This is a genomic window from Flavobacterium sp. A45 (genome assembly GCF_002001005.1).
Taxonomy (GTDB): Bacteria; Bacteroidota; Bacteroidia; order Flavobacteriales; family Flavobacteriaceae; genus Flavobacterium.
In genome coordinates this window covers 75,243-94,178 of the sequence record NZ_MUNX01000059.1, presented here as the reverse complement: position 1 = coordinate 94,178, position 18,936 = coordinate 75,243, and the positions used below count along the sequence as shown (strand labels likewise).

Below are 18,936 nucleotides of genomic sequence, written 5' to 3'. Positions count from 1 at the left end.
AGTATAAATGCTAAGACCGAAAGGCTGCTCAAATCGAGCAGCCTTTTTTAGTTTTCATCTGCATCGTCCATGCGGATTATGAGTTTGTTTTGGAGTGTATTCAGAAATTTTGTTCTATCTGATTTTCTGTTTCGGATTTCTAGAAATACTCTGTGGAATTGTCCTAAATTAATATTAAATATGGACTCGAAAAAGGTTGTGACTTCTTTGAGTCCTGAGACTCCGTTATTAAAAACGCCTTCTGTATGAAGTGCGTAGATCAATTCAATCAGTTCGACTTTTGATCCTGTCCATTTTTGTCTTTTAACGATTGGTGAAGATGATTTTGTTTTTATTGCCTTTTTTTCTAATTTTTCGATTTGTTTTTCCAGAAAAACCTTTATCTCATTATTTGCTAATATTTGTGCCACTTTATAATCGTGTGAAGTAGTGAAGCGATGATCTGCCTGAAAATAAGAGCTATCCAGCATTAGCTTCAGATCGTATTTTTCCCTTGTGAAATATTTGCTGTCCAAACAATTATTACCTGTACGGTAATAGCGGTAAAATTCTTTATTTTCCTCAAAAAACATTTTAAATTTTAGGAGTTCTGCTCTGTAATATTTGCGTATTGTTTTTTTAGAACCTAATGGACTGCAGGTTTCTATGCAATAGATCTCGTTGTAATAGATTAGTTTGGCAACAAACTTTGGTTTGATATCACGGAAGAATTCTATTTCTTCTTTTTTCTTCAGGTATTTGTATTTTATAAAAGATGCTTTTAGATCATCTAGTGAATCAATGACGCATTTAATTGATAATTCTGCAGTTTGTATTGGGTTTTCTGTTTCCAGATGGATTCGTTTTAATTGATGCTCCAGTTCGGACATCAAGGATTCGGCAAACAATTTCATTAGGGGTGTTTAAGATTTACAATTGGGGCGATTCTGTTAATGAATTGGAGGGCAAATCTATTTTATGGTTTGTGGAGGGGCAAGTGCTATGTTGTGGGATTCCCGAATTGAATAGTGAAATTCCCGAATTGCATAGTGGTTGGAGAAGGGAGATTGTAGATTGCAGGTTGGAGAAGCAAGAAGCAAGAGCAAAGACGCGAGGTTTTTATTTTAAATTTTGAATTGCTTCATCTGTTCGTTAACGCTCGGGTTTTAATTTTGAATGGAGGATTGTGTAAATATTTTAGGAATTATAAAGAAGATAATTCAGTCTTTTGTCATGCTAATGTTGTGTCTTTATGGTAATCTGTATTATTTGAACCGCGTTGCCAGCGCTTTATTTAGTTCTTATAAGTAAATAGGTACTCGTACAAATGAGCACTATAGGGGATGTAAATGTCGAATCTTTATGGAAAACTATTTATGAGAACTGCGTTGAAAACGCTTTATTTAGTTCCTATAAATAATAAGTAGGCACTCGTTACAAACGAGCGCCAGATGGAGGGGATAGGGCCGAAAAGTTAGCAATGGTGCTTATTGTTAGCGATTCGGTTGTTGTGATTATAAATTTATCGTGTTTGTGCATTTAGGGTAATTTGTACAACCTAAAAAATTGCCAAACTTCCCACTTTTTTTTGTCATAAAACCGCTTTTGCAATTCGGACAGAGTAGGGTGTTCTCTAAAATTTCTATATTGTTAAATGTTTGATTACAACTTGGATAATGCGAACAACCTAAAAAATGATTGTTTTTAAAAGAGTTAAGTCTAATTACAAGATTTCCTGTTTGACAATACGGACAATTTGTTTTGCTTAGTTTTTCATTGTTTGCAGTAAACAAATAGTCGTTTTCTGTTATTAATTCTTCCGCAAATAATGAAACATCAGTTGGAATTAGTAACACAACTTCGTTTTTTGTTCTTGTTAGTGCTACATAAAACAATCTTCGTTCTTCTGCAAAACGATATTCTTCATCATCACTGAGTAATAACGATAACATCGGGTCGTCAGCCATTTTGTTAGGAAAACCAAGCAAGTGATTTTTTAGGTTTAATAAAATTACATTGTCCGCTTCTAAACCTTTTGATTTGTGCACCGTTATGTATTTAATGTCAATGTCTTCAAAGTCTTTTATTTCTAATTTATCACTTCGTTCGTAATACTTTATTTTGCTGTTTGGCGTGAGCTTGATAAATTCATTTATGTCAAAACCATGACGACCTAAAACCAAAATAGGCTTGTTGCCATTTTTGTCTATTAGTGCCTGAATTTCATTTATGAAAATATCTTCGGCATTGTCTTGTGAATAATAAACAAACTTGATTGGGTTTTCCAAAGGTTCTTTTTTTGATTTTGGATTCTTTTGGATTTGTTTTTTGTTCTTTTGAATGTATTTAGATGTTATGTCAATGAGCGATTGTGAGTTGCGGTAGGTTTGCTCAATGAATAATTGCTCGTATTTACCAACGTACTTTTCAAAATTACTAAACAAAGAAATGTCGCTACCTGCAAAACGATAAATAGATTGCCAATCGTCGCCTACACAAATTAGTCTTGCGCCTGATAACTCTCGAATTTCTTTGATTAAATTAAATCGAGAATATGAAATGTCCTGATATTCATCAATGATAATATACTGATATGTATATTGTAGTTTGTTTTCTTTTATGAGATCAGCTGCCTGATTTATCATATCATTAAAATCAATTTCATTTAATTTTTTAAGTGTATTGTCATATTTTTTTAGAATTTGAAGTGAAAATTTTAAGAAAATCTTTTGTCTATCAAGCATAAACTCATTTCGTGCTTTATTACTGTCCAAAAACAACGATGTTATTGAATCATAGTTTAATTGCCTTGATTTACTTAGGTTGATAAAAGTCTCAATAAGTTTAGTAATTTCTTTTCCAAAATTTTTGTCGTTGTCCGTAACTTTTGTGTAAATACTTTTTATATCTCTTGGCTTGAAAACTACATTTTCGTTTTGCAGCATTTCTTTTAGTTTGTCAAGCAAAACGTTGTTGCGATTGTAATAGGAATATGTTTCTAGAAGTTTGGTATTGTTAGCCTTGTGAGTTTCTCTTTTTAACTCCATTTCCTCGACATATTTTTTTTCATTAAATGGCGTAAGCCATTTTGCTCCATTATTTTCGTCAACGCCAAAATGTTCTAAATAAATGTCGTAGTCTTTTAAATAAAAATCGGGTCGATACATTGTATTGCCAAAAAGATATGGTTTTTCATATTCGTACTCAATGCCGTTCAAGTAGAAAAAATTTGCAATAGTAAGTTCTTCAACACTTTTTACTTTTTCTCCCTGTATAGTATCAAGCGATGCTTTCGCCACTTTGTTTAATGGTTCTGGTTCGCATTTAGATCTTAAAGTTTGAAAATCAATACCTTTTTCAGTGTCTAATTTCTCGCCAAGTGAATCGTAACTTTCGTTTTCTTCTGGAATATTCATATAACAAGCAACGTATACGATGTATGCTTTTAATGCTTCTGCATCGTTAAAAATTTCGTTTTCTAAATACTCTTTGACTACTTTGCTTAATGTGTTTTCATTTGTTACCGCAGGCATCGTTGCTTGGTGTTTTTTTATAGTGTCGTAGCCCAATTTGTGAAAAGTAGTTGCGCGTGCGCCAAGTCCGATGTTTTTTAGTCTTTCATTTAATTCCTCAACGGTTTTTTTTGTAAAAGAAAGCAAAAGTATGTTTTCGGGCTCAACATTTTTCTGCTCAATTAGGTATTTTACTTTTCCAAGAATTGTCAAGGTTTTTCCCGAGCCCGCACCAGCAATTATTAAGTTTGAATATTCGTCGGTTATTAGTGCAGTTCGTTGCTGGTCGTCTAATTTTTTGCCTTCAACATCGTCAAAATAGATACTTAGTTTTTCTTTTTGAGATAAAACGTAGTTATTGTTGTAGGTTACAATGTAGTTGTCAAAGTCTTGAAAGGCATCATTAAACTTTTTTACATTTTCTTCTTTGTTGTAATAATTAGATTTGTTTTTAAAATATTGTCCAACAGCAGAAAACTGTGTTTTTATGTGGTCGCGTTGAACCCAAGTAAGATAGTCATCAAATCGTTGTATCGTATCGAAAAACGCAGCAATTTGTTGTAAGTTTGATAAGTAAGTAGTGTCTTGATATTTTTTCTTTTCTGTTACTAGTCGGTAAACAATTAGAAAACTAATTGTTACAACAGAAATGATAATCAGAGTCAATATCATATTTCATCTTCTATTTATGAGGTTTGATTACAATTTATGATAGTTGTCATTGCCTGAGTGATATGTTGTTATAAAACAGTGACTTATGTGCTAAATTAAGTCCATTATTCGGATTTTCCAAATCATACAAATACAAAACCAACTTTACATTAAGCCAATTGCCCAAATCTGTTGTAGTAGCGTAAATAACATTGAATTATCAAAATATTCCGGGAAAAAGTCAGGAGATTTTTATTGCGGTTATGGCTTTCAAGAACTTAAAATAAAAACACAAAGTCATGAGACTTCGTGGAGCGGGGGTCATGAGACTTCGTGGAGCGTGGACATTTGTCTAGCGTAGAGATTAACACTTTGTGGATCGGGGTTAGAAGGACGTTTTTATGCGTTTGATGTTTAAGTTAAATAGTACACTTTAAATATTCATAATAAAAATAAGACAATTTTTATTATCTTTAGATTTTGTAAAAAATTTTAAAAAAAAAGAATCATAGAATGAGGAGCGCGTAGTATTCACTGAAAAAGTCGGGAGACTTTTATCACGTTTATAGTTTTCAAGAACTTTCAAAAAAAAAACAAAGTTATGAGACTTTGTAGAGCGGAGAATTAAACAACTAACCGACATAATATGGAATCAGAAATCTTAATTAACAATGGAATTCAAGGAGAGGAAACGACTGTTTATTTTATATCGCAAGATGCCGTGTTTCCTCAACTAAGACCGACTTGCTACATTGAAAATCTGCAACAGGGAGACCAGATTTTAAGGGTATGGAGTGAACAGTCTTTGCTTTATAATGGTAATGATCGCAACGATTTATGGAATACAGTTGTAGAACTTTTAGAGCAAGCTCAGGAACAAATAATTCCTGTTCCTGTTCCCGATGTTCGTGGCGGAACACTTTTTATAAAATGTTTAGCCACTATTAAAGACAAATTCAACAGAACTCGTACAATATCAAGTCAAGTGGTACCTCATACCATTCTTGCCAAACAGCCTGTTAAAAAATATATAAGAGCACAGCTAAAATCAGATTATTTGCATGCCGTTGTATACAAACGATCAGCGTTTGAGCAGTTTACCATTGACGGAGAGCCTATATTTGACAACGGAGTTGGATTATATCGCATTAGTAAGCCTTCAGTATCGGAAATCTGGAATTGGAAATTGAATGCCGAAACCGCCAATACTGATTTTGAAAAGCGCAAAGTAATAGCCAGCCAAATACCCGAAAAATACAGAAATGAGGATCCCGATTTATACAAGGGTTTACCCGATTTTACTCTAAAACAAATAGAGCTGGAAGCTTTACAGTCTTATGGTACGGGTAGCTATCATATTCCTAAAAAATCGGGACTTAGCAGAAAATGGCATTGGGTAAAGGGGACACAGAATGATGACTATGCCGATGCATGTTTAAACTTGCTTAAAGAAGTGTCTGCTGGAAAACCGCCTGTTGGTTGGGATTAATATTGTGTAAAAAGTTTGATAGGTTTTGTTATAAGCTAAGAGAGATAGTATTCATAAAACAATCACGGAGAAAGTCGGGAGGCTATTATCGCGTTTACAGTTTTCAAGAACTAAAAAAAAACAATGCATGAGACTTCTTGGAGGGGAGTGTGAAGCTTTGAGTTCAAAAAAAGCAAGTCACTTCGTTCGTATAGAAATTATATGCATCGGTATTGTCTTGTTAAGATTAAAGATTTTATTATATATTAGGGTTAGTAAAACAAAGGATATGAAATAATAATTTATTGTAATTCAGAAATATAGATGATGATTAAGTAAAGATAAGCATTTGCTTTTATATCATTTATTCAAATAAAAAAGGCAAAAGTAATGAGACTTTGAGGAGCGAGTTAAAAGCCTAAATAAATAGTTTGTAACCAATAAAACATCCATATCTATGAAAAAAAAATACCCTTTTTTATTATTTTTATTTTTACCATTTTTAAGTGTTATTTACTGTCAGAACCAACTTAAAAGTCCATCATTAACCTACCCGTCGGGTAAAATTGATTTAGATGGAAAAGAAATTTTATTTAACGATAAAATGCTTAACATTCTTTTTGCTAATAAAGTAGGGACAGCATTTGGTGGTTCAAATGATTTGTCTCTTCAAAAGTTTTATGCATCATTGGATGCAGATGACAAATCAATTGCAATAGGTGGTAATTTTGATTCACGCAGTGGTGATGAATCCAAAAAACTTAATTGGGTTTTCTCAGGAGGCTTTAAGATAAAAGCCAAGGACAAGTTTGCGACAATATATAAAAATGGAGATTTTCAAGAGGATAATATTGGTGCTACACTAAAAGTATCATTGATAGGCAATGGTATCATTAATATTACTTCTACAAAAAGCAATCAAAATAGATATGAAAATGTTCTACAAAATAGAACGTATTTGTATGATAAATACAATAAAAAAGCCTCTAAATTCAATACTGATGAGCTTCCAGATTTGATTTTAAAAAATAAGACTTTAAAGGTTACAAATCCTGATGAAAAAGATATAAATAAAGTTATAGAAGAGAAAGAAAAAGAAGATTTTATAGCGTTGGCTAAAGAAGAAATTGATTATCTAGAAAAAAATAAAATGTATCATTTTTTATGGAATCATTGGTATTCATTTGAAATATTTACTCCATTTGGCGAAAATAAATACAAAACAACAAATGACATTGTAAACAATCCTTTGGAAGATATTGATTTTTATGCTTTTACTGCTACTCTATCAGGTAATACCATGTTGGAATATTCAAGAGGCCAATCCATTTTTATAAAAGGAAAACTTAATTTAAAAAACAACAATAATGTTATTGTTGATAATTTGACAGCTACCCCTTTTCAAACCACAACACTTGGATATGGTGGTATTACAGTTGTTACAAATTCAGATGATGGATACAATACTGATTTTAATCAATTTCTAACAACATCATTAACAATTGAACCTACATTTTTTTTCTGGAAGAATACAATAGGTTTTAGTCCTTCCATTGAATTTAACTTTGGTGAGTATGATAAAACCAATTGGAAACTAGGTATCCCCATCAGTTTAAAAGATAAAGAAGGAAAGCCAAAAGTAAATTTTGAAATACAATGGAAAGAAGTAAATACTTTCACAACCAGTACACATCTACTCGGTATAAGCGCTAACTTCCTATTCGGAGAATTAATTAACTAAAAACGGGTGGAGTTGAACACTTCAAGTAGTAGTGGCATGAGCCTTTGTGGAGCGTTTGGGTTCCAAAGATATTCGTTGTAAAAGTCGTGAGACTTTTATCCATTTACGATTTATAAGAATTTCTAAAGAAATGCAAAGTCATGAGACATATGCCTAGCGTGCAGAAATAAACAATTTGTAGAGCTGAGGTCATGAGACTTCGTGGAGCGGCGATGTAGTAAAAAAACTTATTAATGAATGGGAGGACATTAAGAAGATAGTTAGAAAAAATAAAACACCTTTTGCTTTCAGAGGAACATCCAGAACAAAATTTGAAAAAATGGATTAGTTTTTCATTTTTCAAACCTGTATTTAGTGCATATAACTTTATTTATGTTTGCGTTGCGGGCACGAGCGGGACGCTCACGCTAGCAGGGGATGGTCGGAGGTTAACAATCCTAACACTTCTGTTAATCACTATTTGCCCAGTATAAACAATCTTTAATTTTAAGCTAAAATCCGACTATTGACTTAGCGGTTGGCAGAAGATTTTTCAATTTATTTTAAATAAAAAGGCAATATTTGACAAACAAAAATTGCCTTTTTATTAATTAATGAAATCTTCGTTAATCCAGTAAATCACAACTGCCTCCAAGATTTATAAATCCTTGAGTACCACTTGTAGTTGTGCCGCCATAATAATTTGTATAAAAAGCTTTTCGCTTTTTTATTGTACCATTTGTACATCTTCTTGTAACTTCACAATATAATGTAAATCCACTATTTAACGGACCTTCTGGATTTGCTATTACGTAAGAATTATTCGTGAGACTGCCAAAAATTGGTGCGTGATTATGTGACCAAACAAAAGTATCACCAGATTGTAAATTGTCTAATTCGAATCTCCAATATGGATGCCCACCCGAAACCGCTAAAGTACATCTAATTACTGGATTTGGACAAGCACAATCTCCACTACTACCTCCGCTAGGGGTGGCTATATTTAATATTGTATTACAAGTTTGAGCAGTTCCACCAGAACCAGCTGCTGATAAGGTTCCGCTTATAAAATTTGCGAGATAGGTTACAGTTACGGTTGAACCATTTGCTGTTATAGTTGCACTTCCAGCTGGATTGGGGCTAATTGTCCAAACAATATTAGTTGCTGTTCCTGTGTTATTTGTATAGCTATAAGTAGCAGATGAACCTGCTGTTACAACTGCATTTCCCACACTCACAACCGTTGTTCCAGTAATATCACATATAGTCTGAGCTATATTCTTAGTTTGGGCTAACTTCTTTGTACTATTTACTTTCGATGAACTTTTTGGTTCTTGTAACTGCTCATTCTCACTTGAACAAGCAATAAAAACAGCACTTAATGTAAACGCTATTAAAGCAAGAATAAAATAATTTTTTAAATTTTTCATAATTTATATATTTCCCATTTGCAACACTATGTTGCCATAAAGACGAAAACTTTAGGTATGTTTTAAGGTTAGTTTGTTCCGCCTGTAGAACTAGTTTTTTAAAATATTTTGCAGAAATTATAACCAGATATAGTCTTTTAAAAATGTTTCAACTAAACATTTTTATGTTATCATTGTGTCATGCTGCTCAAATTTATTAATTTTTATATTTTATTTGCCTTTTAAATTTAGTTGATGCTTATCAAGGGATCTAATTATCACATAGATATAATCTTTACCATTGTTTAGATCACATGGCAAGTTTATGATGTTTTAATTGAATACACAATACCCACTTTTGGTGATATTGTAATTATTTTATTATTTTTTTTGCATTTTAAAATTGACAATGACCAAGTAAATATATTGGAATGTGATGAAATATATTTATTTCTTGATTTGGATTTAAAAACACTTATTTGAAACAATCTGTGTTAATTTTTTTGAGTACCCTCACCCTCTTCTCTCTCCAAAGGTGAGGGAGAGAGAATTGCAATGATTGCTATTTGGGAATGATTTGACTGACTCCGGAAGAAGTGAGTTGAAGTGTAGTATGGAAACTATAGTTATAAATTTAGAATATTCTCACCGCGGCCTTCTCCATAGGACAGGGCGTAGAAGTACGAGTAAATATATTTTAGTGTTGGATTAAGCTAACTATGGTTTCTCGGATCCCTGTAGTTCTTTGGGGTTGTTTTAAGTTGTTGATATATTTTGTAGACGGATTGCAAATTCGCGCTATCGGTTTGCAAGTCTTGAGACTATGCGAAGCGCAGCATTTAAAATATCGCAGAGCTAGTATAAATGCGAACACTTCGCGTAGCGGGGAACAGGACGTTTTCATGAGTTTATATGGTCAGTGCGCAAATCCTTATTGTGATTATGAAGGGAAAAAGGCGGTCACGGATTACTGCGTGAGTTCACTTCGTTCGTGTGCAATTCCGTGTCATCGGGCTAATTTTTTAGGACTGTCTAATTTGAAATGCCTTATCTTTTAAAAATAATATTGAATCACTTTACGTACTTATTAATTATATAATGCGTTACGGGCTTTAAAGCATTATCATTCTCAGGATGTCTTCCATGGGTATTAAAAAAGTCAATCCCATTTTCTGTTTTGGCATACCAAATTATAGCTTCACCATTTTTAAAAAAGGTGGTAGTATCGCAAACGTGAACCTTTTTAAGGGGTAAAAGACTTTTATCTAAAGGAATTATTTTAAATTTTGCTGAATTATTGGGTAACTCGCAATCAACATTTTCAAAGTGATCCCCTGACCACTGCATACATTGCTTCTTTTGAAATGCAAAATAATAAGTAGTTATCAGGCTAACAATCAATAATAGTATTAATACCTTTTTTTCATGTTTTTTTTGATAAAAGGACTTATTGAAAAATTGTATTGTATCTGGATATATAGTAACTTCTTCAGTTACTTCATGCCCCTCTTCAACTTCTTCACTTTTTCTGCCAGGATTATTTCTTTCACTTTTTGAAAATTTTAAAAATGGTCTTGGTTGAAAATCCACCAAAATTGCAGCCAGATTTATGGCTTCAACATCCATCAAATTAGTTTCTCCTTTAAAGAAGGTTTCAATAGGTCTAAATTTATCTGTTTGATCTTTTAATTTACCACTACAACTTGGACTAAAATCAAATCTAAAAAAAGAAGAAAAAACATTTAAATCGCTTTGATCTTTTTTTGATTTGAAAATTTCCAGGCACAAACTTCTTAGTTTGGCACGAGAAGGGTTTATAAAAATACTGGAATGCGCCCCACTTTTTTCTGTTTCATATTTTGCTTTTATGGCTATTTTATAATCGTCTAAAGTATTGTTCTCCATAAGCTATTGGCATTTTTTAGGAATTTTCAGGAATGTCTAGGAATTGCAGGAATTATAGGAATTCCCGGTTAATATATGAGAAAAAGCATCTTTTCTTTGCCTCAGAATTAGTCATTGTCCAATTCGCGATAAATGTACAAAACTAGTTCAATTAAAAGTGTGGCTGAACAGTGTAGTTTGTTTATCCGGGAAGTATAAATGAAATTATACTGTTTTAGCCCACTTCACTTCCCAAAAGTAAAAAACAATTTTTAACGGCTAGCCCATTCAGGGTAATGATTCGATTTCAAAATCGAACAGCCCAACCTATGTCCAATTTTTAATTCTAAACCCATGAAAAAAATATTTTTAGTATCGTGTTTTATCCTTGCAAGTGTAGCAATGACATCTTGTACCAGTGATGATGTTGAAACAACTCCAAAAACCAGTAAACAGCAAGTAATTGCTGATGGCGATGGGCAAAGCGGACAAATACCGGTAACCCCTCCAAAGCCTTAATTCTAGGATATTAATTCAAAATCATTACGGTTTTAATTAATTTAAGTAATTTCGGGGAATGATAACAAAAAAGTTACATTTCCCGAATTTTTATTTATCGCTTATAGTTCTATTGGCTCTATTTGGCTGCAATAAAAAACCGCATATAATTAAAAATGAGAAAAATAATACGGCATATCAAATCTACATTGACTATGCTGAAAAATATTTCGCCAATTCACAATACAACCGCGCCTTTTTTTATTATAATAAATCAAAACTCGCCTGTAATCCATCTGAAGAGAAAGTCAAAATCATTTATTCCTTACTGAGAATGTCAGCTATTCAGCAAATCCAAGGCGATTATGCGAGTAGCGAAACCAGTGCGACAGAAGCAATATCATTTTTCAACAAAAAGACTGACAATCAATATAAAATTGCGATATATAATATTCTAGGCATTAACTATAAAAGCCTTTTTGATTACGAAAATGCCATTTATTATTACAATCAAGCTCTTAATATTGCTGAAGATGAATTACAAAAAACAATACTTAAAAATAATATTGCTGTTATTTATATAGATAAGCAGAATTATGAAGGTGCTATACAAATTCTTACCCCTTTACTATCTGTAAAAGAAGTCTTAGAGAACAATGAAAATTACGCACGCGTCCTTGATAATCTAGGATTTTCCTATTTCAAAACTGGAAATTCTAAGAAAAGTATGGATTATATCAATCAGGCTCTAAAAATTAGAGAACAAATAAAGGATGATTTTGGACTAACTTCTTCCTACCAACATTTATCCGAGTTTTATAATCAGAGCAATCCAGCATTATCATATCATTATGCCCAATTATCCTATGGAAAAGCCACCAAGGTAAATAATGTAAATGATCGTTTGAAATCCTTAAAACTATTAATTAAAAGCAGCCCCGAAAATCAATCCAAAAAATTTACAGACAACTACTTCCGTATCAATGACAGTCTCAATAAAGCAACTCAAAAAGCCAAAAATCAATTTGCTAAAATCAAGTACGATTCGACCAAAGAAAAAAATGAAAATCTAGTTCTAAAAGCCCAGAAAGCAGAGAATGCCTTAGAACTGGAACAACAGAAAAACAAAAATTATATTACCTATTTTTTTACTTTTTTAGGGATTATATCAGCTTCATGCTATTACTATTATTGGCGGAAGAAAAGCAAAAAGGAAAAACAAAAAGCAGTTTATGAAAGCGAAATACGAATATCCAAAAAACTGCATGACGAGTTAGCCAATGATGTTTACCAAACAATGGCTTTTGCAGAAACTCAAGATTTGCATAACCCAATTAAAAAAGAAACCCTACTGGTAAATCTTGAAAAAATATATGCCAGAACCCGAAACATTTCAAGAGAGAACAGTAAAATTGAAACGGGTAACAAATTTGAAGAAGAACTAAAAGAAATGCTATCGGGTTATAATAACAATCAAGTAAAAATAATTATTAAAGACAATGGCGATATCAATTGGTTAAAAGTCCCACCCGAAAGAAAAATTGCCTTGCACAGAGTATTGCAGGAACTTATGGTCAATATGAAAAAACACAGCCAGTGTTCTTTTGTAGTTGTAAGTTTTGAATCTAATGAGAAGTGTATTGAAATCAATTATTCTGACAATGGAATTGGGATAAAAGATAGTTTAATTTTAAAAAATGGTCTTCATAATGTGGAAAACCGTATTGGTACCATAAATGGAACTATTACTTTTGAAATAGAAAATAATAAAGGTTTTAAAGCTAAAATAGCAATCCCAAAATAACTACTGATTATGTTCAAAAAAGTTTTGATAGTAGATGACATCGATTTTAATGATATTGCGGCAGTACAGGTTCTTGAAGAACTTGAAGTTCCCGCAATTGCTTTTTCCAAATACTGTGATGATGCTTTATTAAAAATAAAAAAAGCCTATAAAGACAATACACCTTATGAATTACTAATTTCGGATTTGTCGTTTAAAGCGGATCATAGGGAAAATATACTGAATTCTGGTGAAGAATTGATCGCCGCTGTAAAGCAATTGTTTCCGGAGATAAAAATCATTGCTTTTTCTATTGAGGACAAATCCTATCGCATAAAATCATTGTTTGATAAATACAGCATTAATGGTTTTGTAATGAAAGGCCGCAATAGTATTCCAGAACTCAAAAAAGCGATTGAAGTTGTTTATGATGGCGCCCAAAAATACTTGTCCCCGGAATTGAACTATATTCTTCAGGACAAAACCGTCAACGAAATCGATAATTACGATATTCAACTGCTCAAATACCTGTCTATAGGCGTGACCCAGGAAAATATGGAGTCCACGTTTAAAAATGCAGGTATTACACCAAACAGCAAAAGCACTATCGAAAAGCGCCTCAACAAACTCAAAATTTACTTCAAGGCAAACAATCCGACACATCTTGTGGCAATAGCCAAGGACTTAGGATTGGTATGACATTAATTAAGCCTATATCAAAAGTTTAAAATTTTACTTTTTTACGGTTTCCCGTAAAGGAGTTCTCTGCAGCAATTTTAAGTTTGCTTTATATTCCAAAATAATATGCGAGCCAACAATCAAACAAAACCTACTGCTTCAAAATACAATGTGAAAAGGAAAAACAAACTGAAAATAGTAGCTCACAAATCAAATTCATATGTTAAGTATTTATCTAAAATCTATACGTATTTAAAGTCCATTATTATAGTTACTGGGTGTATGACAAGTCTCTTCATTTTAGGGCTGACCAATTATTTTGCATCTCTCAATTGGAAAATCAGCTTTATTCCTCTTATGGTAGCTTTCTTATTCATATTTCTCTTGAACGCTTTGAAATATAGATTCAAAAAAATCTAGTCCACCATTATTTAGATATAGAACCCATTAGTTTCTTCCAACACTTGTTTTTCAAGATTACGTAATTATGTTTCGAAAAAAGCCTCTTTACGGATTCCCGTAAGGAATTGTTTTTTATTGGGTTTAAGTTTGGGGTATTGCTAATTAAACTACGAACCCTATGAAAAAAATTGCATTACTATTTACCGTTTTCTTTTTTATGTTAAGTATTACTATTGATGCCCAAAGCGGACATTATAAAAATGGAAAAGGAAGTTCCCATAAAGGTGGAACGTATAAAAATTCAAGTACCAATAATCACTATAAAAGAAAGAAATAATGGAATATAAAGTAGTGCCCTTTGTAGCTTCTATTGATCCTAAAAATGGAACTTCAGACCATGTGGCTGAACAATTAGAAGGCTTAATAAATAATTACACAAACCAAGGATGGAAATACATACGGTTAGAGAGTGTGTCCACTTATGTGCATCAAGAAACAGGTTGTTTTGGGATTGGAGCAAAGCCCGGATATACAACTAATAGACAAATGATTGTATTTCAAAAATAAAATGAAGTATTTGATTCTTTTTATAATTCGATTGTACTGGAACTGTATTCCTAAAAGGATAAGAAAAAAATGCCTATTTAAAGTATCATGTTCCCATTATGTATTTGAGACCACAAAAGAAAAAGGCTTTTTGGAAGGATTAAAAGCCTTTCGATTTCGATACATCAATTGCAGAGGAAGCTTTGAAATTTTTAAAAATCCACTAACCAATGAAACACAAATGCTACTTCCTTCAAAAACAGTAATTAGTAGTAACGAAATAGCAGAAAGATTAATCAATTAAATTATAGCTATCATGAAAAAATATTATGTAAACCAAAATGTGCAATCCAATGGTGATCACGAAGTTCACACAGAAGATTGTCGATATGTACCAAACGTATCCAATAGGAAATATTTAGGAGAACATTCCAACTGCAAATCAGCAGTTACGGAGGCAAAGAAAACGTATTCAAAGTCCAATGGCTGTGAAACGTGCAGTAATGATTGCCATACCAGTTAAATCATGGGTTTTCGATTTCAAAAAAGAATTAACCTTGGAGGGGGCCTTGGATTGAATATTAGCAAATCAGGAATTTCTCCAAGTTTAAAAACCGGTAGAGGAACGATAAGCTCCAAAGGCTTCTCTGTTAGAACTGGAATATCTGGAGTTAATTATCAAAATAATTTTGGTAAAGCAAAAAATAGTGGTTGTATGTTGTTGGTTGTATTTACAGGTGTTGCAACATTTTTAATTTATATACTAAAATAGTCAAAATCGTGAAAAAGAAAAAAATAGTTGCGAAAGCATTCATAGCAGTATTACTGGTAGGTTTAATTATATCTTGTTCTGAAACATCAGAAACAAATTCTGCAGTGGCAGACTGTCCGACTAAAACCTGTGGTGATTTTTCATCGCAAGCTCAAGCACAATCCACTTATAACAGCAATAAAAAATGTTATAAAAATTTAGATGCTGACGGAGATGGAATTGCATGTGAAAATTTGTCTAAGTAAAAATTAAAAAAATGATAACACTAGAATTAAAAAGCCATTTTTTAAGGTTATATCAAATAGCATTATCCGACGATCAATTTGACGTGTTAGAACTTCAAATGTTATATCATTTTGCGGATGAACGTGGGATTCCGAAAGAAGAACTCGATAAACTATTTCTTAATCCAATCAATACCGAGCTGAGTATTCCTGAAAATTTAGACACAAGAATTGAATACTTATATGATTTTGCCAAAATTATATGGGCCGATGGAAAGATAACGGAAGACGAAGTAAATATGCTCAAGAAGTACTGTCGGAAATTTAACTTTTTGGATGAAAACATTAATGATCTTTCCAATTATCTCATTGACTGTGTACAAAAAAACATTCAAAAAGAAGAAATTATTAATCAACTCAATTCTTAAGTTATGAAATCACTCACACAACTATTCAGTTTAAAAAAAGTTGACGAAGCTCCGAAAAATAGTATTGATGAAAATGAAAATGACAGGGAGCAAATACGAATCACCTACTATCAAAGTGGCTTTGCGGCATCAATAAAGGCGACCGGAAAACCAATTGTTTTAAAAGCATGTCTTCAAAATTTATACATGAGTTTTGAAGATCAATGCCGGAAACAAAAATTAGAACAAGACAGCTTAAAACAGCCTTATAGAGAGGAGCAAGAAAAAAGCAGAACTGAACTAAAAAAGTGTGAAGCTGCAATAGGAATTTATGAAAAAAAAGAGCAAGATCTTAATGAAAATATAGATCTAATAAAAAGTGAAATAAGCGATGTAAAGCGTAATCCTGAAAAATTTGGGATTGAAGAAGGCAAAGGACTAAAGGCACATTTTTATATCGGACTAATCTTATTGCTTCCTATAACTCTATATTTATTAGTGTTTTATATATCTGCTTCTTATTCTGCATTTTTCAAAGAATTTGCAAATGATAGTTTAACAGCTGCGATTTTTGATGCTGATGCACTGACAAATTCTTTTAAAGCAAGCTGGCTTGAAGGCGTTTTAGTCATTACTATTCCTTTTGTGTTTATGGGATTAGGTTATGTCATTCATATGGTGCAAAAAGGAAAGGGAATAAAAAATATTTTAAGAATTGCCGCCTTATTTATTACAACATTTTTGTTTGATTCACTTTTGGCCTATGCAATTGAGAAAAAAATATATGAATTCAATAAAACTACTGATTCCTCTCCTTATAATTTAGATATAGCATTGGGCGAAGCTGAATTCTGGATGATCATATTTGCCGGATTTGTTGTTTATGTTATCTGGGGACTTGTTTTTGATTTTGTAATGAAAGAATTTGAAAACATTGATAAAATTAGGGCTTACATTCGAGGGCAAAAAGAGAAACTTATTGATTTAGAAAAACTAAAAACGGAATATAGTAATAAGGTCAATGATTTTAGACAGCAAATCGTAGGCATTACTGGAAAAATTGCTGAACTGCAATCTAAAATAGATGGTTTTGTCTTTCCGATTAAAGAATATCTTCATTATCATCATCAGTATAAAGAAGGATGGTTTCAAGCCATTAACACTGAAATAGCTTTGCCTCACAAGGAGAAAACAGAATTATTGGAAAATTGTGATCTGTTATCGATAGAGCATTTGGACAAACTAAATCTAATTGATCCTGATTTTCAACATTTGGTCTATTCTAAAAACTAATCTTATGAAAACTATTTTAAAAATTATTTTAGTATCCTTTTGTATCTTTACGGTATCTTCATGCAAACAAGATTCCGAAAAAAAGAATGATAAAACTATAGTCAATCATCCTATTCACGATAATTATAATATTAGTATACTTCTTGATTTATCGGACAGAATAAGTATCAAAAAATATCCTAATGCAGCAATGGAATATTACCAAAGGGATTTGGGCTATATAAAATCCATTTCTGAAGCCTTTACCCAACACTTGAGATCAAAAAGGATAAGACAGATTGATGATAAAATGCAATTGTTTTTCAATCCAGAACCATTAGATCCCGAAATTAATTCCATTTCTAAAAAATTAAGAATTGCTATTGATAAAAATAATGCATCCAAAGATTATTTGAATTCGATAAATTCAAATTATGCCTCTCAGACCTCAAAAATATATGAGTTTGCGATAAAAGATGATAACTATATAGGCTCGGATATATGGAGCTTTTTTGAGAGCAAAGTGAAAGATCAATGTATAGATGATAAACACAGAAACATACTTGTAGTTTTAACTGATGGATATATGTTTTATGAAGATACTAGAATAATTGAAGAGAACTTGACTACATATATCACACCGGAACTCATTCGGAAAAACGGATTGAATAATAAAGATTGGAGTGAAAAGTTTCAAAATAAGAATTATGGTTTTATAAAAGCAAATGATGACTTATCCAATCTTGAAGTTCTCGTTTTAGGAATAAATCCAAACAAAAACAATCCTTATGAAGAAAAAGTAATCAGAGCCTATTGGAGTAAATGGTTTGCAGCAATGAAAATAAAACATTTTGAAATTAAAACCGCAGACTTGCCTTCTAATATGGATACCATCATTAAAGACTTTATATTGGATAAAAATCATTAATAAAAATTAACCCCGTTGATCAAAATGTTAGGCAAGTTTAGAATAGTCTTCGTAATATTATTTTTGGCAACTGTTGGTTGTAAAAAAGAAAAGCCTCCTCAAAAAAATAATACGTTTTATAAGGAGGTTATCCAACCAAATGACCGAAAAACGATTACTCCCGAAGAAGCAAAAACGTATCATAATGACACAAATCGTCAATATGAATACCGCACTGGTAAACCAGGTCATTATGAGTATAATTATGATGTAAGTGGCTGTAATGCTATTGGAGATTCCGTATCTGGGAACATCAATATTCAAGGAAAATACGGAGCCGGTATACTAACCAATACAAAGGGTGGCGAAATTGAAATTACTGCAGAATGGATTGATTATGGCAAACTAAAAGCTGTTGACAAGGCAGGGAATGAATACCATCTAGAAGTGAATTAATTCTACTAACGCCAAAATAATTTAAATGAAAGCTACTATAATCCTCCTTTTTATTTTTCTCGCTTCTTTTCATCCCGCCGAAACTAAAGTTTATATCTGTGGGCCAACGGGAGCAAAGAAATATCATTATACCGAAACTTGTCGGGGGTTGGCTGCCTGCAAACATGAAATAGTAAAAGTATCACTTTCTCAAGCGCAAAGCTACGGGTTAACATTATGTGGTTGGGAAGATTGATTTTAATAGTTTACAAACTTAATTGGGGTTCTCAGAACCTTTTTCAAATCGAATATTAAATTGTAAACCCTTTTGAAATTATTCATAATACCTCAATAGAATAAATAAAAAGATCAATTTAAAAATGGAATAA

General features: G+C 32.1%; 19 protein-coding genes. 15 read left to right on the top strand and 4 right to left on the bottom strand.

Annotation, left to right across the window (positions count from 1 at the left end; genetic code table 11):
• Positions 1–47: 47 nt before the first annotated feature.
• Positions 48–893: an RteC domain-containing protein gene (locus B0E44_RS04675; protein WP_077371039.1), complete on the bottom strand. Its 846-nt coding sequence runs from the start codon at positions 891–893 to the stop codon at positions 48–50.
• A 600-nt stretch (positions 894–1,493) separates the two neighbouring features.
• Positions 1,494–4,163 (bottom strand): UvrD-helicase domain-containing protein, encoded by a 2,670-nt coding sequence (locus B0E44_RS04670; protein WP_077371038.1) that lies wholly within the window; start codon positions 4,161–4,163, stop codon positions 1,494–1,496.
• A 625-nt stretch (positions 4,164–4,788) separates the two neighbouring features.
• On the opposite strand from B0E44_RS04670, the gene B0E44_RS04665 reads away from it, so the two are divergent.
• Both B0E44_RS04665 and B0E44_RS04660 read left to right on the top strand, forming a co-directional pair.
• Positions 4,789–5,631, top strand: coding sequence for a hypothetical protein (locus tag B0E44_RS04665; protein ID WP_077371037.1), 843 nt, complete (start codon positions 4,789–4,791; stop codon positions 5,629–5,631).
• 436 nt (positions 5,632–6,067) lie between these two features.
• On the top strand, positions 6,068–7,351 hold the full coding sequence (locus B0E44_RS04660; RefSeq protein ID WP_077371036.1) for a hypothetical protein: 1,284 nt from the start codon (positions 6,068–6,070) through the stop codon (positions 7,349–7,351).
• A gap of 605 nt (positions 7,352–7,956) precedes the next feature.
• Here the strand turns inward: B0E44_RS04660 and B0E44_RS04655 are convergent.
• Together B0E44_RS04655 and B0E44_RS04650 are read right to left on the bottom strand one after the other, a co-directional pair.
• Positions 7,957–8,760, bottom strand: coding sequence for a hypothetical protein (locus B0E44_RS04655; RefSeq protein ID WP_077371035.1), 804 nt, complete (start codon positions 8,758–8,760; stop codon positions 7,957–7,959).
• Between the two features lie 1,050 nt (positions 8,761–9,810).
• Entirely contained in the window at positions 9,811–10,644 is an 834-nt protein-coding gene (locus tag B0E44_RS04650; protein WP_077371034.1) for a hypothetical protein, read from the bottom strand.
• A 556-nt stretch (positions 10,645–11,200) separates the two neighbouring features.
• On the opposite strand from B0E44_RS04650, the gene B0E44_RS04645 reads away from it, so the two are divergent.
• The 13 genes from B0E44_RS04645 (at position 11,201) to B0E44_RS04590 (ending at position 18,803) form a co-directional block, all read left to right on the top strand.
• Positions 11,201–12,925 carry a tetratricopeptide repeat-containing sensor histidine kinase gene (locus tag B0E44_RS04645; protein ID WP_077371033.1) on the top strand — a complete coding sequence of 575 codons (1,725 nt, stop codon included), beginning with the start codon at positions 11,201–11,203 and terminating at the stop codon, positions 12,923–12,925.
• A gap of 9 nt (positions 12,926–12,934) precedes the next feature.
• A complete protein-coding gene (locus tag B0E44_RS04640) occupies positions 12,935–13,603 on the top strand; it encodes a response regulator (protein WP_077371032.1) in 669 nt (222 codons plus the stop codon).
• 559 nt (positions 13,604–14,162) lie between these two features.
• Positions 14,163–14,321 (top strand): hypothetical protein, encoded by a 159-nt coding sequence (locus B0E44_RS18745; RefSeq protein WP_165688768.1) that lies wholly within the window; start codon positions 14,163–14,165, stop codon positions 14,319–14,321.
• Positions 14,321–14,551 carry a hypothetical protein gene (locus tag B0E44_RS04630; protein WP_077371030.1) on the top strand — a complete coding sequence of 77 codons (231 nt, stop codon included), beginning with the start codon at positions 14,321–14,323 and terminating at the stop codon, positions 14,549–14,551. Before B0E44_RS18745 ends, B0E44_RS04630 begins: the two co-directional genes overlap by 1 nt.
• Before the next feature lies 1 nt (position 14,552).
• Positions 14,553–14,834 carry a membrane protein insertion efficiency factor YidD gene (gene yidD / locus B0E44_RS18580; protein WP_124019279.1) on the top strand — a complete coding sequence of 94 codons (282 nt, stop codon included), beginning with the start codon at positions 14,553–14,555 and terminating at the stop codon, positions 14,832–14,834.
• Between the two features lie 12 nt (positions 14,835–14,846).
• Positions 14,847–15,053 carry a hypothetical protein gene (locus B0E44_RS18575; RefSeq protein WP_124019278.1) on the top strand — a complete coding sequence of 69 codons (207 nt, stop codon included), beginning with the start codon at positions 14,847–14,849 and terminating at the stop codon, positions 15,051–15,053.
• A 3-nt stretch (positions 15,054–15,056) separates the two neighbouring features.
• The gene (locus B0E44_RS04620; RefSeq protein ID WP_077371029.1) at positions 15,057–15,302 is read left to right on the top strand and encodes a DUF4236 domain-containing protein; all 246 of its coding nucleotides are present in this window, start codon (positions 15,057–15,059) and stop codon (positions 15,300–15,302) included.
• 8 nt (positions 15,303–15,310) lie between these two features.
• Entirely contained in the window at positions 15,311–15,547 is a 237-nt protein-coding gene (locus B0E44_RS04615; RefSeq protein ID WP_077371028.1) for an excalibur calcium-binding domain-containing protein, read from the top strand.
• An 11-nt stretch (positions 15,548–15,558) separates the two neighbouring features.
• Positions 15,559–15,954 (top strand): hypothetical protein, encoded by a 396-nt coding sequence (locus tag B0E44_RS04610; protein WP_077371027.1) that lies wholly within the window; start codon positions 15,559–15,561, stop codon positions 15,952–15,954.
• A 186-nt stretch (positions 15,955–16,140) separates the two neighbouring features.
• Positions 16,141–17,226, top strand: a complete 1,086-nt coding sequence (locus tag B0E44_RS04605) for an ABC transporter permease (RefSeq protein WP_254423248.1) — start codon at positions 16,141–16,143, stop codon at positions 17,224–17,226.
• 4 nt (positions 17,227–17,230) lie between these two features.
• Positions 17,231–18,133: a hypothetical protein gene (locus B0E44_RS04600; RefSeq protein ID WP_077371025.1), complete on the top strand. Its 903-nt coding sequence runs from the start codon at positions 17,231–17,233 to the stop codon at positions 18,131–18,133.
• A 24-nt stretch (positions 18,134–18,157) separates the two neighbouring features.
• The gene (locus B0E44_RS04595) at positions 18,158–18,568 is read left to right on the top strand and encodes a hypothetical protein (protein WP_077371120.1); all 411 of its coding nucleotides are present in this window, start codon (positions 18,158–18,160) and stop codon (positions 18,566–18,568) included.
• 25 nt (positions 18,569–18,593) lie between these two features.
• On the top strand, positions 18,594–18,803 hold the full coding sequence (locus B0E44_RS04590) for a hypothetical protein (RefSeq protein WP_077371024.1): 210 nt from the start codon (positions 18,594–18,596) through the stop codon (positions 18,801–18,803).
• Positions 18,804–18,936: the final 133 nt, after the last annotated feature.

What these genes read in the sequence shown, in the direction of transcription:
- B0E44_RS04675 (WP_077371039.1), bottom strand. Translation starts at nt 893, where the DNA reads ATGAAATTGTTTGCCGAATCCTTGATGTCCGAACTGGAGCATCAATTA.
- B0E44_RS04670 (WP_077371038.1), bottom strand. Translation starts at nt 4,163, where the DNA reads ATGATATTGACTCTGATTATCATTTCTGTTGTAACAATTAGTTTTCTA.
- B0E44_RS04665 (WP_077371037.1), top strand. Translation starts at nt 4,789, where the DNA reads ATGGAATCAGAAATCTTAATTAACAATGGAATTCAAGGAGAGGAAACG.
- B0E44_RS04660 (WP_077371036.1), top strand. Translation starts at nt 6,068, where the DNA reads ATGAAAAAAAAATACCCTTTTTTATTATTTTTATTTTTACCATTTTTA.
- B0E44_RS04655 (WP_077371035.1), bottom strand. Translation starts at nt 8,760, where the DNA reads ATGAAAAATTTAAAAAATTATTTTATTCTTGCTTTAATAGCGTTTACA.
- B0E44_RS04650 (WP_077371034.1), bottom strand. Translation starts at nt 10,644, where the DNA reads ATGGAGAACAATACTTTAGACGATTATAAAATAGCCATAAAAGCAAAA.
- B0E44_RS04645 (WP_077371033.1), top strand. Translation starts at nt 11,201, where the DNA reads ATGATAACAAAAAAGTTACATTTCCCGAATTTTTATTTATCGCTTATA.
- B0E44_RS04640 (WP_077371032.1), top strand. Translation starts at nt 12,935, where the DNA reads ATGTTCAAAAAAGTTTTGATAGTAGATGACATCGATTTTAATGATATT.
- B0E44_RS18745 (WP_165688768.1), top strand. Translation starts at nt 14,163, where the DNA reads ATGAAAAAAATTGCATTACTATTTACCGTTTTCTTTTTTATGTTAAGT.
- B0E44_RS04630 (WP_077371030.1), top strand. Translation starts at nt 14,321, where the DNA reads ATGGAATATAAAGTAGTGCCCTTTGTAGCTTCTATTGATCCTAAAAAT.
- yidD (WP_124019279.1), top strand. Translation starts at nt 14,553, where the DNA reads ATGAAGTATTTGATTCTTTTTATAATTCGATTGTACTGGAACTGTATT.
- B0E44_RS18575 (WP_124019278.1), top strand. Translation starts at nt 14,847, where the DNA reads ATGAAAAAATATTATGTAAACCAAAATGTGCAATCCAATGGTGATCAC.
- B0E44_RS04620 (WP_077371029.1), top strand. Translation starts at nt 15,057, where the DNA reads ATGGGTTTTCGATTTCAAAAAAGAATTAACCTTGGAGGGGGCCTTGGA.
- B0E44_RS04610 (WP_077371027.1), top strand. Translation starts at nt 15,559, where the DNA reads ATGATAACACTAGAATTAAAAAGCCATTTTTTAAGGTTATATCAAATA.
- B0E44_RS04605 (WP_254423248.1), top strand. Translation starts at nt 16,141, where the DNA reads ATGAGTTTTGAAGATCAATGCCGGAAACAAAAATTAGAACAAGACAGC.
- B0E44_RS04600 (WP_077371025.1), top strand. Translation starts at nt 17,231, where the DNA reads ATGAAAACTATTTTAAAAATTATTTTAGTATCCTTTTGTATCTTTACG.
- B0E44_RS04595 (WP_077371120.1), top strand. Translation starts at nt 18,158, where the DNA reads ATGTTAGGCAAGTTTAGAATAGTCTTCGTAATATTATTTTTGGCAACT.
- B0E44_RS04590 (WP_077371024.1), top strand. Translation starts at nt 18,594, where the DNA reads ATGAAAGCTACTATAATCCTCCTTTTTATTTTTCTCGCTTCTTTTCAT.